Origin of the sequence: Pedobacter sp. AK017 (assembly GCF_014200825.1) — a bacterium.
Lineage (GTDB): Bacteria > Bacteroidota > Bacteroidia > Sphingobacteriales > Sphingobacteriaceae > Pedobacter > Pedobacter heparinus.
On the sequence record NZ_JACHCW010000005.1, the window covers coordinates 329,204 to 344,377 of the forward strand.

15 protein-coding genes are annotated in these 15,174 nt (G+C 41.5%); 8 read left to right on the forward strand and 7 right to left on the reverse strand.

From position 1 onward, the window contains the following. Positions 1–98 precede the first annotated feature (98 nt). From HDC92_RS09595 to fabG, 6 genes are all read left to right on the forward strand, one after another. Entirely contained in the window at positions 99–1,073 is a 975-nt protein-coding gene (locus tag HDC92_RS09595) for a ribonucleoside-diphosphate reductase small subunit (protein WP_183874051.1), read from the forward strand. Positions 1,074–1,178: 105 nt separating this feature from the next. Further along, the gene (locus HDC92_RS09600; RefSeq protein ID WP_012780859.1) at positions 1,179–3,557 is read left to right on the forward strand and encodes a ribonucleoside-diphosphate reductase subunit alpha; all 2,379 of its coding nucleotides are present in this window, start codon (positions 1,179–1,181) and stop codon (positions 3,555–3,557) included. Positions 3,558–3,663: 106 nt separating this feature from the next. Continuing rightward, positions 3,664–3,867, forward strand: coding sequence for a cysteine-rich CWC family protein (locus HDC92_RS09605; protein WP_012780860.1), 204 nt, complete (start codon positions 3,664–3,666; stop codon positions 3,865–3,867). A gap of 85 nt (positions 3,868–3,952) precedes the next feature. Then, positions 3,953–4,828, forward strand: coding sequence for a carbon-nitrogen hydrolase (locus HDC92_RS09610; protein ID WP_012780861.1), 876 nt, complete (start codon positions 3,953–3,955; stop codon positions 4,826–4,828). Between the two features lie 95 nt (positions 4,829–4,923). Beyond that, complete coding sequence (locus HDC92_RS09615; protein ID WP_012780862.1) at positions 4,924–5,973, forward strand: agmatine/peptidylarginine deiminase; 1,050 nt, start codon at positions 4,924–4,926, stop codon at positions 5,971–5,973. A gap of 41 nt (positions 5,974–6,014) precedes the next feature. Next, complete coding sequence (fabG, locus tag HDC92_RS09620) at positions 6,015–6,758, forward strand: 3-oxoacyl-[acyl-carrier-protein] reductase (RefSeq protein ID WP_183874053.1); 744 nt, start codon at positions 6,015–6,017, stop codon at positions 6,756–6,758. A gap of 3 nt (positions 6,759–6,761) precedes the next feature. Here the strand turns inward: fabG and HDC92_RS09625 are convergent, their stop codons facing one another. Beyond that, entirely contained in the window at positions 6,762–7,496 is a 735-nt protein-coding gene (locus HDC92_RS09625; RefSeq protein WP_012780864.1) for a murein L,D-transpeptidase family protein, read from the reverse strand. An 83-nt stretch (positions 7,497–7,579) separates the two neighbouring features. On the opposite strand from HDC92_RS09625, the gene HDC92_RS09630 reads away from it, so the two are divergent. Then, positions 7,580–9,667, forward strand: coding sequence for a hypothetical protein (locus tag HDC92_RS09630; RefSeq protein ID WP_183874055.1), 2,088 nt, complete (start codon positions 7,580–7,582; stop codon positions 9,665–9,667). A 12-nt stretch (positions 9,668–9,679) separates the two neighbouring features. Continuing rightward, positions 9,680–10,291 carry a trimeric intracellular cation channel family protein gene (locus tag HDC92_RS09635; RefSeq protein WP_012780866.1) on the forward strand — a complete coding sequence of 204 codons (612 nt, stop codon included), beginning with the start codon at positions 9,680–9,682 and terminating at the stop codon, positions 10,289–10,291. On the opposite strand, the gene HDC92_RS09640 is transcribed toward HDC92_RS09635, so the two are convergent. The 6 genes from HDC92_RS09640 to HDC92_RS09665 form a co-directional block, all read right to left on the reverse strand. Next, positions 10,288–10,587, reverse strand: coding sequence for an FtsB family cell division protein (locus HDC92_RS09640; RefSeq protein ID WP_012780867.1), 300 nt, complete (start codon positions 10,585–10,587; stop codon positions 10,288–10,290). The genes HDC92_RS09635 and HDC92_RS09640 overlap by 4 nt on opposite strands. Positions 10,588–10,636: 49 nt before the next feature. Next, positions 10,637–10,825, reverse strand: a complete 189-nt coding sequence (locus HDC92_RS09645; protein ID WP_183874057.1) for a hypothetical protein — start codon at positions 10,823–10,825, stop codon at positions 10,637–10,639. Positions 10,826–10,913: 88 nt separating this feature from the next. Next, positions 10,914–12,209, reverse strand: a complete 1,296-nt coding sequence (eno, locus tag HDC92_RS09650) for a phosphopyruvate hydratase (protein ID WP_012780869.1) — start codon at positions 12,207–12,209, stop codon at positions 10,914–10,916. A gap of 148 nt (positions 12,210–12,357) precedes the next feature. Further along, a complete protein-coding gene (aqpZ, locus tag HDC92_RS09655) occupies positions 12,358–13,050 on the reverse strand; it encodes an aquaporin Z (RefSeq protein WP_012780870.1) in 693 nt (230 codons plus the stop codon). Between the two features lie 161 nt (positions 13,051–13,211). Then, positions 13,212–14,303, reverse strand: coding sequence for an ABC transporter permease (locus tag HDC92_RS09660; RefSeq protein WP_012780871.1), 1,092 nt, complete (start codon positions 14,301–14,303; stop codon positions 13,212–13,214). Positions 14,304–14,309: 6 nt separating this feature from the next. After that, positions 14,310–15,080 carry an ABC transporter ATP-binding protein gene (locus tag HDC92_RS09665; protein WP_012780872.1) on the reverse strand — a complete coding sequence of 257 codons (771 nt, stop codon included), beginning with the start codon at positions 15,078–15,080 and terminating at the stop codon, positions 14,310–14,312. Positions 15,081–15,174 lie beyond the last annotated feature (94 nt).

Below are 15,174 nucleotides of genomic sequence, written 5' to 3' on the forward strand. Positions count from 1 at the left end.
TTTTAAACTTTATAAACTGGGTACGGATAGTCTGGCTACTGGATTTATGGAGGGCTTTAAGAATCAAAATATACATTTACCCTATTAAATAGATGCTTATGCAAGAAGAAGAAGTATTATTAAAAGAAAACAAAGACAGGTTTGTTCTTTTGCCGATTAAATATCCTGAAATCTGGGAAATGTATAAGAAGAGTGAGGCCAGTTTCTGGACTGCCGAAGAAATTGATCTTTCAGATGATCAGAAACACTGGGATAACCTGAATGATGGGGAAAGACATTTTATTTCCCATATTCTGGCATTCTTTTCGGCCAGTGACGGTATCGTAAATGAGAACCTTGCCGTAAACTTTATGAGTGAGGTGCAATTGCCGGAAGCACGTTGCTTTTATGGCTTCCAGATCATGATGGAAAATATCCATTCTGAAACTTATGCCTTGCTTATTGACACATATATTAAAGATCCTGATGAAAAGGACAGGCTGTTCCATGCCATTGAAACCGTTCCATGTGTAAAGAGAAAAGCAGAGTGGGCCCTGCGCTGGATTGATAATGGCTCTTTTGCAGAACGTTTGGTAGCTTTTGCTGCGGTAGAAGGAATTTTCTTTAGCGGTAGTTTTTGTTCTATCTTCTGGTTAAAGAAACGTGGTTTAATGCCGGGATTAACTTTCAGTAATGAACTGATCTCGAGAGACGAAGGTTCGCACTGCGAATTTGCCTGTTTATTATATGGCATGCTGAAAAATAAATTAAGCCAGGAGCAGGTACATGGTATTATCCGTGATGCGGTTGAGATAGAAAAAGAATTTGTTACCGATGCATTGCCGGTTGCACTGATTGGTATGAATGCAAAGTTAATGTCGCAGTACATTGAGTTTGTGGCCGATAGATGGTTGCAGGAATTGGGCTATAGCAAAATATATAATGCCACCAACCCGTTTGATTTTATGGAAATGATCTCTTTACAGGGCAAAACTAACTTCTTTGAAAAAAGGGTTGGTGATTACCAGAAAAGCGGAGTGTTGACTTCAACAGAAGATAAAGCAGCAGCTTTTTCTTTAGATGATGACTTTTAGTACTTATTGGGGTTAGACAATAAGAAAATAGATAATAATTAATTCGGTGCCGATGCTGGTTTTTTTCGCTCTGAAATCCAATATGCACCATAAATACCTGAAAATATGTTTGTAATAAAAAGAGATGGCCGCAAGGAAGCGGTAAGATTTGACAAAATAACAGCTCGTATAGAGAAGTTATGTTATGGTTTTAATGCCGAACTTGTAGATCCGATCGATGTTGCCAAGAAGGTGATCGAGGGTTTGTATGATGGGGTTACTACCTCGGAACTGGATAATCTTGCCGCAGAAACAGCAGCTTCTTTAACTACAAAGCACCCTGATTATGCTTTGCTGGCCTCCCGCATAGCGGTATCTAACCTGCATAAAAATACCACAAAGTCTTTCTCCAAAACAATGGAGATGTTATATAATTACGTAGATTCCAAGACAGAAAAACCGGCATCTTTAATTGCAGATGATGTATGGGAGGTGATTGAGAAAAATGCGGATATTTTAGATAGCACCATTATCTATGACCGGGATTTTGGTTTTGATTACTTTGGCTTCAAAACTTTAGAAAAATCCTATTTACTGAAAGTTGACGGACAGATCGTTGAGCGCCCTCAGCATTTATTTATGCGTGTTGCTGTTGGTATTCATAAAGGAGATATTGATAGTGCCATCGAAACGTATAACCTAATGAGTGAGCGTTGGTTTACCCACGCTACCCCAACCTTGTTTAATGCAGCTACACCTAAACCTCAAATGTCATCCTGCTTTTTGCTAACCATGCAGGACGATAGCATTGAAGGTATTTATGATACGTTAAAACAAACAGCTAAAATTTCTCAGAGTGCCGGTGGTATTGGCCTGAGCATCCACAACATCAGAGCTACAGGTTCTTATATTGGTGGCACCAACGGAACCAGCAATGGTATTGTACCCATGCTGAAAGTATTTAATGATACTGCACGTTATGTAGATCAGGGTGGTGGTAAGCGTAAAGGCGCCTTTGCCATTTATTTAGAGCCTTGGCATGCTGATGTACTCAGCTTTTTAGACCTGCGTAAAAACCATGGTAAAGAAGAACTGCGTGCGCGCGACCTGTTCTATGCCCTTTGGGTATGCGATTTGTTTATGAGACGTGTAGAAGAGAATGGCGACTGGAGCTTGTTCTGTCCGCATGAAGCACCAGGCCTGGCCGATTGTTTTGGAGAAGAGTTTGATGCCTTGTACGAACGTTATGAACAGGAAGGACGTGCCCGTAAAACCATTAAGGCACAGGAGTTATGGTTCGCCATCCTGGATTCACAAATTGAAACCGGTACACCATATTTGTTGTATAAAGATGCTGCTAATAGTAAATCTAACCAGCAAAACCTGGGCACCATTAAAAGCTCCAACCTTTGTACCGAAATTATAGAATACACCTCTAAAGATGAAGTTGCGGTTTGCAACCTGGCTTCACTGGCCTTGCCAAGATTCGTGATCAACGGTGAGTTTGACCATCAGAAATTATACGATGTAACGTATCAGGCTACTGTAAACCTGAACAAGATCATCGATTACAATTATTATCCGGTAGAAGAAGCCAGAAACTCCAACATGCGCCACAGACCAGTTGGTTTAGGTGTGCAGGGATTGGCCGATGCATTTATCTTAATGCGTTTGCCTTTTGAAAGTGAAGGGGCCCGCATCTTAAATAAAGAGATCTTTGAAACGATCTATTTTGCTGCCATGACTGCTTCTCATGATCTTGCCGTTAAAAATGGCCCTTATGAAACCTTTAAAGGTTCTCCTTTATCGCAGGGTAAGTTCCAGTTTGACCTTTGGAAGGTACAGCCTGACAGCGGCAGATGGGATTGGGAAACTTTACGTGAAAAGGTAGTAAAAGACGGGGTATACAACTCTTTACTGGTTGCACCAATGCCTACAGCTTCTACTTCGCAGATTTTAGGTAACAACGAGTGCTTTGAACCATATACTTCTAACATTTATACCAGAAGGGTATTGAGCGGAGAGTTTATTGTGGTAAACAAGCACCTGCTGAAAGACCTGGTAGCTTTAGGCTTATGGACCCCGGCCATGAAAGACAGGATCATTTTAGCCAACGGCTCTATTCAGGACATTGCCGAGATTCCTGACTACATTAAAGAGTTATACAAAACAGTTTGGGAGATCAAAATGCGCAGCATTATTGATATGGCGGCCGACAGGGGTGCATATATCTGCCAGTCGCAATCGCTAAACTTGTTTATCAATGCTCCAAATACATCAAAACTAACTTCAATGCATTTTTACGCTTGGAAGAAAGGGCTGAAAACAGGCATGTATTACCTGCGTACGCAGGCGGCTTCGCAAGCAGTTAAGTTTACTGTAGAGAACCAGGCAGGCAAGAACATGGAACCGGTAATTCCGGAACATATTGAACAAAGTGCCGAAGAGATCGTTGAAGGTCCGGTTTGTTCAATGGAAGAAGGCTGTATCAGCTGTTCAGGTTAATCGTTCATATTGAATATATCGCGAAGGAGTAAGGATTCATTCTTACTCCTTTTTTATTACCTGTCCATGAAAAAGTATATCAGATACTTCCTGTATCTTTGTACCGATGGCAAAACACGAGATCATACCTTGCGAACGTTGCAATACTCCTATAGAATGCAAGGCAAACTCTTATACCAAATGCCAGTGCAGCGTGGTTCAGCTGAACCTGAATGAGGTACAATACATCAGTGAGCTTTATGATGGCTGTTTGTGTGCAAAATGCTTGTTCGAATTGCAACAGGAATACCGGGAAGGTATTGCTTCCTGATACGCTACAGCTTGCATTCTTGATAACAGGGCCTCATTTTTGATTTTTTTGGCTAACTTTGCATCAAATTATTTGTTGATAAAGCATGGCTAAAGTAAAGGTTGGAATGGTACAGATGAGCTGTACCGGTAATAAACAGGAAAATTTAGATAAAGCGATTGTAAAAATCAGGGAAGCTGCAGCAAAAGGCGCACAGATTGTGTGCTTGCAGGAACTTTTTACTTCATTGTACTTTTGTGATGTTGAAGATTATGCAAACTTTGATTTAGCAGAAGCAATTCCAGGCCCTTCAACAGATAGCTTACAGGTTGTAGCAAAGGAATTGGGGGTAGTGATCATAGCGTCGTTATTTGAAAAACGTACGGCAGGGTTATACCACAATACCACAGCTGTGCTGGATGCCGACGGGGCTTACCTGGGTAAATATCGTAAAATGCACATCCCTGACGATCCCGCCTTTTATGAGAAATTCTACTTTACACCCGGAGATCTGGGCTATAAGGTTTTTCAGACAAAATTTGCTAAAATAGGGATCCTGATCTGCTGGGACCAGTGGTATCCTGAGGCATCGCGTATTACTGCGTTGATGGGTGCAGAGATCATGTTTTATCCAACTGCTATCGGATGGGCTACAGATCAGGATGAGGAAACCAATAAAGACCAGTACAATGCCTGGCAAACCATTCAGCGCTCACATGCAGTTGCAAACGGAGTACCTGTTGTTAGTGTAAACCGGGTGGGTTTTGAACAAAATGGCGCCATGAAATTCTGGGGGGGGAGCTTTGCCGCAAATGCCCAGGGCAAAATACTTTATTTAGGTTCACACGATCAGGAAGAAACTGAAGTAGTGGAGCTGGACCTGACGGAGTCTGATTTTTTCCGTAAGCACTGGCCTTTTTTAAGAGACAGAAGGATAGATTCATATCAGCCAATTACCAAGAGGTTCATTGATGAGGACTAGTGTATTTATTATATTGACCAGGATATTGCTGTTCAGGACATCTGGATAACAACAGGCGCTTTGGAAAAAACTTTAGAACTACTAAAAAATAAAAATTGAAGGATATAAATTTTTCAGCTTCCCCTAAAAAGCAGGGCTATTCATTTCCGGCCGAATGGGTAAAACATGAAGCAACGTGGTTAAGCTGGCCACATAAGGAAGCTTCATGGCCGGGTAAAATTGAAACGATTTATGCACCTTACTGCCAGTTTATAAAGATTGTTGCGACAGCTGAAAAAGTGCGCATTAATGTAAAAGATGAAGCCATGAAAGCAGAGGCTGCCCGTCATCTGCAGGAAGCCGGTGCAGATTTGACACAGATTGAATTCTATTTTAATGAGAGTAATGATGCATGGTGCAGGGATCATGGGCCGGCCTTTGTATTAAATGGCCGTGAAAAGGCGGTGGTAGACTGGCGCTATAATGCCTGGGGTAATAAATACCCTCCTTATGACCTGGATGATGTAATACCAACTAAAATTGCCCAACATTTTGACCTGCCCTTATATACACCAGATATTGTAATGGAGGGGGGCTCGGTAGAATTTAACGGTGCAGGTACCATCCTGACCACTACGGCATGCCTGCTGAATGAAAACAGGAACCCAGAGCTGAGCAGGGAACAGATTGAACAATACCTGCTGGAATTTTATGGTGCAGAGCAGGTATTATGGCTGGGCGATGGAATTGTAGGCGACGATACGGATGGCCATATAGACGACATTACCCGGTTTGTAAACGAAGATACTGTTTTAACGGTGGTAGAAAGTAACCCCCTTGATGAAAACTATCTTTTGCTCCAGGAAAACCTGGAAGCTTTAAAGGCCATGCGCTTACTGAACGGTAAGCCGTTGAACATTGTCCAGCTGCCAATGCCCTCACCTGTAATCCATGAGGATACCCGTTTACCTGCATCGTATGCCAACTTTTACATTGCCAATGCTGCGGTAATTGTTCCTACCTTCAGGGATGTAAATGATGAAAAAGCATTGAAAATTATTCAGGATGTATTTCCTGACCGGAAGGTCATAGGGATAGATTCAACAGATATCATCTGGGGGCTGGGCAGCTTTCACTGTTTAAGTCAGCAGGAACCAGCAATTTAACCATACGAACAGCTAAAATATAACCAAACATAAAAATACAGATGAAGTTATTAGAAGGAAAAACAGCACTTGTAACAGGTGCATCTAAAGGAATTGGCCGCAAAATAGCCGAGAAATTTGCAGAACAGGGTGCCAATGTGGCTTTTACCTATTTGTCGTCAGTTGAAAAAGGACAGGCTTTAGAGCAGGAACTGCAAAGCTTTGGTACTAAAGTTAAAGGCTACCGTTCTGATGCTTCAAAATTTGATGAAGCCGAAAAACTTATTGCGGACATTGTCGCTGATTTTGGTGCACTGGATATTGTGGTCAACAATGCAGGGATCACTAAAGATGGCTTATTGATGCGCATGAGCGAAGAGAACTGGGATGAGGTGATCAATGTGAACCTTAAATCGGTATTTAACGTGTCTAAGGCCGCGTCTAAGGTCATGATGAAGGCACGCAAAGGCTCTATCATCAATATGAGTTCTGTTGTTGGTGTACAGGGGAATGCCGGCCAGGCTAATTATGCAGCGTCAAAAGCCGGTATTATCGGATTTTCGAAGTCGCTGGCCAAAGAGCTAGGCTCGCGTAATATCCGTACCAATGTAATTGCCCCAGGTTTTATCCGCACAGAAATGACAGATGTACTGGATCCGAAAGTCGTGCAGGGCTGGGAAGAAGGTATTCCATTAAAAAGGGCTGGAGAAACAGAGGATGTAGCTAACGCCTGTGTGTTCCTTGCTTCGGATATGAGTGCATACATTACCGGGCAGGTATTGTCTGTTTGCGGCGGAATGTTGTAAACTTTATTTAAACAGGTATTTACCCTCCTTTTCCGTCACAACAGGAAGGTTGTTGTGCTTTTCAAAATAACGATATCCGGTCTCAAGGTTTGTCCACAATGCCCGCTGGGCCGGATATTGTTTCAGCTGGATATTCAAATTCACACTGGTCATTTTAAAAGGAAAAATATGAACCGGGATCGGGTCCTGACCGGCGTTTTTTGCTTCAACAGCCAGCACATAAACTTCTTTAATTTTATCATCTGTTAAGGGGATGCAACCTACCGTTACACAGTTGCCATGTATATAGATGTCGCCACCCGGCCTTTCCTTTCCACTTCTTCGTTCATCAACCTTATTTGGATAATTTACCCCCAGGGAAAGGTGAAAGCTGCTTTTGGGGTTAAAGACATTGATGTAATAAAAACCCTCGGGTGTTTGCAGGTCGCCCTCTTTTACCTTTGGGCCCAAAGTTCCTGAATGGGCACAGAAGTCGTATATTTTGAACAATTTATAGGCTTTCTGCCCGTTTGTTTTTAACCATAGCTCAAGCTTGCCCTCATTTTTATAAGCGGCGATATATAGTTTAAATGGCCTGGTTATACCTGCAGCACTGAGTTCCGTTTGCAGATTTGCCCATTTTTCATCATAAGCAGCTTTTACCCTGTCAAATGTTAACTGCTCCGTTTTAAATTCAGATTGTGCAAATGCAGGGATAGTCATGGTCAGCAATAAAATGAGTTTAAACAATAGCTTCATATTTAATGGTAGTTTATAAAAACAAACTTAAATAAAATGCCTAGCAGTTTATTTTAAAATTTAGCATCTTTATCCAAATAGATATGAGCGATTCCTTTACGATATACAGTCTGCTGACCTTAACCGGAGCCCTGATGATAGGTGTATTATTTGCCTGGTTATTGTATGGTAAAACATCATATCTGAACACAAAGTTGCGTTATGCGCTGGCTGCAATGCGGGTTGTAAGCCTTACTGCAATTGGTTTTCTCTTGTTTTTTCCCTTAATCAGAAGTATCTCTTATACACCAGAGAAGCCATTGATCATTATTGGGCAGGACAATTCATTGTCGATAGGCAATATAATACCCGCAGGCTTTAATAAAGCGAAGTATGAACAGGATATACAGCTGCTGGCCCGAAAGCTTGGCGAAAAGTATGAAGTGAAAATCTATAACTTTAGTGACAGTATAAAAAATGGTTTTGATTTCTCCAATAAGGGCAAATTGAGTAATGCTGCCAGATTGATTGCAGGGCTGAATGATGAATATTTGAACCGGAACGTGGGGGCTGTAATTATTGCCTCAGATGGGATATTTAACCGTGGAGGTAGTCCACTTTATGAGGTGAATAAACTAAAGGCGCCCGTATATACCATTGCTTTGGGAGATACCATTCCTAAAAAAGACTTGCTGATAGCCAATATTAACCATAACGACCTGGTTTACCTGAACAACGAATTCAATATTGAAGTTCAGGTGCAGGCTTTTGAGGCAAAAGGGCAAGAAAGCAGTATTGCTGTATTGGAAAACGGTAAAAAGGTATATGAAGAGCGTTTGTCCATTACCTCAGATGCTTTTGTGAAAAATATTCCTGTCAGACTTAAAGCTTCAAAATTAGGCCTGTTGAAATATACAGTTCAGCTGCGTCCGGTACAGCATGAGGTTTCGGAAAAAAATAATGAACAAAACCTGTTTGTTGAAGTCATTGATACCCGTATGAAAGTGCTTATTGCGGCGGCCGGCGCTCATCCTGACATTGCCGCATTGAAGCAGGCCATTGGCCTGAACAGAAATTTTGAGGTTAAAGTTGCCCTGGCAGAAGAGCTGAATGCGCTGAACCTTAATGATTATGGTCTGTTGGTGCTGTACCAGCTGCCATCTCTGGCATACGATGCCAATCTGTTCATGAATAAAGTTGCCGCTGCTAAAGCTGCAGTATGGTATATATTGGGTGGCCAAAGCAATATAAATGCTTTTAACCAGGTTCAGAAACAGGTGAATTTTACCGGAGGGAACAATACCATGCAGGAAACTTATAGCCACGTTAACCCTGGTTTTACTGCATTTGATCTGGATGAGACCATGAGAAAAAGGATCGAGGTTTTTGATCCCTTGTTTGCTCCCTTTGGAAAGCCGGTGGTTCAGGGTAATGCTGCCGTTGTCCTGAACCAGCGCATCGGCAAGATCAGTACCGATTATCCCCAGTTGTTTTTTATGACAGAAAACGGGCGGAAAATGGGGTTCTTAATCGGCGAGGGCTTATGGAAATGGAAACTTTCTGAAGCAGGAGAGTCCATGCCGGAAACCCCTGTTTTTAACAGCCTTCTGTCAAAAGCGGTACAATACCTGTCGCTGAAAGACGATAAACGTAAGTTTAAGGTGTATACTTCAAAAAACACTTTTGACGAGAATGAAAACGTATTGCTCAATGCTGTACTTTATAATGACAGCTATATTGCCATAAACGCACCTGACGTTAGTATATCCATTAAAAATGATCAGGGAAAGGAGTATAAATTCTTGTTTTCAAGAACTGAGATGGCCTATCAGCTTGACGCAGGGGCCTTACCACCAGGCAATTATACCTATGTGGCCACAACGGCATTTGGTGCCCATAAGTATAGGGCACAGGGTATATTTTTTGTAAATACCATGGTTGCAGAATACCAGCAAACAACGGCCAATCATCAGCTATTGAATAGTATTTCGGTCCAAACAGGTGGTAAAATGTACATGCCCCAGCAATTGTTGGGACTGGTTGATGAGATAAAAGAAAATCAGGAGATCAGGACTTTGAGTTATGAAGATCGTAAATACGAGGAATTGATTAACTTTAAGTGGTTGTTTGGATTCATCATGGCTTTACTGGCCCTCGAATGGTTTTTCCGGAAAAGAAACGGCGAAATTTAAATCAGACCGGATATGCAGATCAATACCATGGAAACAATTGAAACGCTGGGAACCATCTCATTTGCGATATCAGGTACTTTTGCGGCCATGCAAAGAAGACTGGACCCCTTTGGGGTATTGATCATTGCTTTTGTAACCTCTATTGGCGGAGGAACGGTACGGGATCTGTTAATAGGGGATACGCCGGTAGCCTGGATGAGGGATGTGAACTATTGTCTGCTGATTTTGCTGACTTCCATCGCTACCATCTTCTTTAAAACACATATTAAGAAATTTAAGGTCACACTTTTTCTTTTCGACTCACTGGGGCTGGGCCTGTTTACCATGCTGGGTATTCAAAAAGGGATGATGTTCGGGTTAAGCCCGGGTATTTGTGTTGCCCTGGGTACAATTACCGGATGTTTTGGAGGTGTGATCAGGGATACGCTTTTAAATACCATTCCTTTAATCTTTCATAAAGAGGTTTATGCTACGGCCTGTATTTTAGGTGGAATCCTTTATTACGCTTTAAAATATTTCCACTTGAAAGATGATATCGCTACCATTGCCGTGATCTCGTTTATATTTATATTAAGGATAATTGTAGTGCGTTATAAGCTGGCATTGCCTAAATTTGTGTATTAATCTTTAGGTGCTTCTTTAATGATGACAAATACATCCTCATTGTCCTTTTTCATGAAGTATTTTTCACGGGCAAACTTTTCAGCTGTATTTAAATTGGTGCTAAGCTCATTAAGGTCTTTTTTAACCTGGGAAATCTCTTTTACATAGAAATCTTTTTCTTCCTGAAGTTTGTTCACTTCAGCCCTGAACTCATATTGGGAGATCATATCATTCTTATCAAAAAATAGCATCCATACCACAAAAGCAGCTACAGACAGGAAGTATTTGTTACGAACAAGTTCTAATATGCGGTTCATAAAGTAAAGATATAAAAAATAACTATCCGGGATAATTCTAACAATTTTTTTATACCTGGTACAACTGTACGATAAATACGATACTGAATACAATTGCTGCTATTGCACAGACAAGGGATAAGGTGTTTATCTTGTTTCCCTTAAACCATCCAACTACAATAAATAGCAATGCCAGTGGTGGAAATACACTGAGCAGTGAGGGTATAGCTGATATTTCTTCTTTTTTGCTTTTAACCATGATCACAGAATTAGGTAGTAGTACTGCAATATAACAAAAAAGTCCTGCAATTGCTTGCAAGACTTTTTTGTCTGGTCATTAACCAGGTTTATTTCTTAGCGTATTTGAAATCTTTACCAATAAATTTCGCGGCGGCACCTAATTCTTCTTCAATGCGCAGCAACTGGTTATATTTTGCAATCCTGTCCGAGCGGGAAGCAGAACCGGTTTTAATCTGACCACAGTTTAAAGCTACAGCCAGATCAGCGATGGTCACATCTTCAGTTTCTCCAGAACGGTGAGACATTACCGAAGTATAGCCATTGGTCTGGGCCAAAGTAACTGCATTAATGGTTTCAGTTAATGAGCCGATCTGGTTTACTTTTACCAGAATAGAGTTCGCTGTATGGTTGTCTATCCCGGTTTGTAATCTTTTAACATTGGTTACAAACAAGTCATCACCTACCAGTTGAACACGGTCCCCGATTTTCTCGGTTAACAATTTCCAGCCATCCCAGTCATCTTCTCCCATTCCATCTTCAATAGAGATGATCGGGTACTTTTCTGTTAACGAAGCCAGGTAATCTGCTTGTTCTGCACTGCTGCGAATGGCACCTTTGTTGCCTTCAAATTTAGTATAATCGTATTTGCCATCTTTGTAAAACTCAGAAGCTGCACAATCAAATGCAAGGCAAATTTCTTTACCTGGTTTGTAACCTGCTTTTTCAATCGCTTTAAGAATGGTTTCTACCGCATCTTCAGTCCCGTCAAAAGTTGGTGCAAAACCACCCTCATCACCTACTGCTGTAGAAAGACCTCTGTCGTGTAATATCTTTTTTAAATTATGAAAAACTTCTGTTCCCCATCTTAATGCCTCAGAAAATGAAGAAGCGCCAACCGGCATAATCATGAATTCCTGGAAAGCAATAGGCGCGTCAGAGTGTGAGCCACCATTTACAATGTTCATCATCGGAATAGGTAGTGTATTGGCATTTACGCCGCCAATATAGCGGTATAATGGCTGACGGCTTTCCTGGGCAGCAGCTTTGGCAACAGCTAAGGAAACACCTAAAATTGCATTTGCTCCCAGTTTACCTTTGTTTTCTGTTCCGTCAAGTTTGATCAATAAGTTATCGATGGCATTTTGCTCAAATACGTCAACACCCTTTAATTCAGCAGCAATCTTATCGTTTACATTGGCAACAGCTTTTAAAACACCTTTACCCATATATACAGCTTTATCATTGTCGCGAAGCTCTACAGCCTCATGAATGCCGGTAGAAGCACCTGAAGGTACTGCCGCACGGCCAAGGATACCATTTTCTGTAATTACGTCTACCTCTATGGTAGGATTGCCGCGGGAGTCAAGTATTTGCCGCGCATGAACATCGATTATTAAACTCATTTTTATTGGTTTTTATTAGTTAATCTGCCTTAGTGTAAAAAGTACAATTACTAAGACAATATCCAAAGTTATAATAAATTTTAAATTATAAGTAAAAAAGGCCGTAATTACTTACGGCCCTTTATTTTAATATGTTTTTTAAGCGTGGTTAAGCAGTTTCCGAACCTGCTGCGAAAAATGCCTTATATACGATTCCAGCTAAAATAGCACCTACAATAGGGGCTACCCAGAACAGCCAGAGCTGACTAAGCGCCTCGCCGCCTACAAATATAGCCTGACTGGTGCTCCTTGCCGGGTTAACAGAAGTATTGGTTACCGGGATACTGATCAGGTGGATCAGGGTAAGACACAAACCAATGGCCAGACCGGCAAAACCTTTTGGCGCACGGTTATCTGTTGCACCTAATATAACCAGTAAGAAAATAAAGGTCATAACAATTTCACAGACCAGGGCTGCAGTCATGCTGTATTTCCCTGGCGAAAGATCGCCATAACCATTGCTGGCAAAACCACCAATGTTGCTCCCGTTTCCGGTGGCAATTACATACAGAATGCCCGCTGCCGCAATACCTCCTAATACCTGCGATATAATGTATGGAATAAGGTCTTTACCATCAAACCTTCCGCCTATCCACAGCCCCACAGATACTGCCGGATTTAAATGTGCTCCCGAAATGTGTCCCAAAGCATAGGCGATGGTTACGACAGTTAATCCGAAGGCAAGTGCAACACCCAGAAAGCCGATGCCGGCATTAGGATAGTTACAGGCTAAAACGGCACTTCCGCAACCGCCTAAAACCAACCAAAAGGTTCCAATAAATTCTGCTGCTAATTTTTTCATAGTTAGGATTTTTTTAGGTTAGGCATCCATCCACTACAAAAAAAGCTGTTGCATAAGATGGGTCCATAACAGTTTGTTTGTTAAATAATTAAGGTTTATCTTAATGAATTTAACAACAAATAATCAATATTCCTAATACAAAATTTCAGACCGTATTTTGCTTATTCCCACTTAAATACTTTAACTGCAACCGTATAAATGCCAATACCCCAGATCAGCATGATCAGGATCTGGTGTTTTACATCCCATAGTCCAGCACCTTCAAAGGCTACTTTTCTCATGGCATCGTTTAAATAGGTAAGTGGTAAGGCATGGCTGATTGGTTGTAACCACGACGGAAAAGCATCAATAGAAAAAAAGGTGCCCGAAAGTAAAAATTGGGGCAGGGTAATGATGTTTGAAATGGGTGGAATGGTACTTTCACTTTTCGCTATGCCTGAAACGACAAAGCCGAAGCCCATAAATACGATAAGTCCGATCACCGAAAGCAGCAGCATGTTTAGCACCGTAACCACTCCATGTATCAAGGTAAAATGGAAAAAGAAATGACCGATAAGGATGATAAAAACAGCACCCAGTAAAGCAAAACCTATCCTGGCCAGGCCTTCTCCAAAAACAATGCTGGAGCGTTTAACAGGTGTTGCAAAAAAACGCTTGATCACCAGGTTTTGCCTTAAACTGAAAAATACAAAGGCGGTTCCAAAAACACCTGTACTCAATAAGGAAAAACCAAGCTGTCCAGGTAAAATAAAGTCTATGGTACGGTAAATCCGCCCCTGTACTGTACTTTCATTCAGCTGTGCAACAGTAGGTTTTACATCCCTGGCATTCAGGTTATATAGTAAATTGTTCAATATGGATTTCAGAATGCTGCCTTTATCCAGGGAAGCAGAAGTGTATTGCACATTTGCGAGATAAGCAGGGGTACCGGCTTCATTCTTTTTTACATCGATCAAAGCATCAATATTGCCTTTTTCCAATCCGGTCTTTATTTCTTCCCGGGATTCATCTTTAACCAGTTTTATAACGGGTATCTGTTCCAGTGCCAGTATAATGGGGTTTTGCAGGTCAGACCCTGGGGCTACAGCCAGTTTAACTTTTACACCACCATTGCCCAGAAAGCCAAAGACAAGAATAAATATTAAAGGGAAGGCCAATGTAAACACAACTGCAGAGGGGCTCCGCATAATGGAACGGAAGCTTGCTTTGGCAAGGGCCAGTGTAGCTTTAGTGTTGTTGTAAGGTTTGCTCATGTCTATTTAATTGTCCTCCCGCCATTCTTTACCGGTAAGATTAATAAAAACATCTTCCAGGTTGGCTTTTTTAACTTCTTTTTTTCTTTCAAAACCACTGTTTACCAGTTTGTCTATCAGATTGTCAGGGGTGTCCAGGGCAATGATCTCCCCGCGCTCCACAAAGGCAACACGGTCGCACAGTTGCTCAGCCTCGTCCATGTAATGGGTTGTGATCACTACGGTTGTCCCGTTGTTCCGGATGTCAATAATGAGGTCCCACAAATTGCGCCTGGCCTGTGGGTCCAAACCAGTTGTAGGTTCGTCCAGGAAAATTATTTTGGGCGAATTGATTAGTGTGGTAGCGATAGAAAAACGTTGTTTTTGTCCACCCGACAAAGCTTTGTATTTGGCTTTGGCCTTATCCTGCAGGTTTACCTTTTCCAGCATTTCCATCGGTTTGATATCAACATTATACAATCCTGAAAAGAGTTCCATCAGTTCAACCAGGTTCAGGTTTGGATAATAGCCTGCGGCCTGCAGTTGTACGCCAATGATCCTTTTGATTTTGCCGGCATCCTTTTCTACCGAATACCCATCAACAATGATCTCTCCTGAGGTCTTTTCACGGAGGGTCTCAATGATTTCCAGGGTTGTCGTTTTTCCTGCTCCGTTAGGACCTAAAAGCCCGAAAATCTCGTTTTCATATACGTCAAAGCTAAGGCCTTGAACGGCAATAAAATCGTCGTATTTTTTTACCAGGTTCTTTACACTGATAATGGCATTTGTTTTATCCATGTTATAAATGTAAGAAGGTTTAGCCAAACAGAAAATGCGATTGGGCTAAACCTTCTAAAATGTCGGTAATATGATAGATGATGTCGGTAAACAG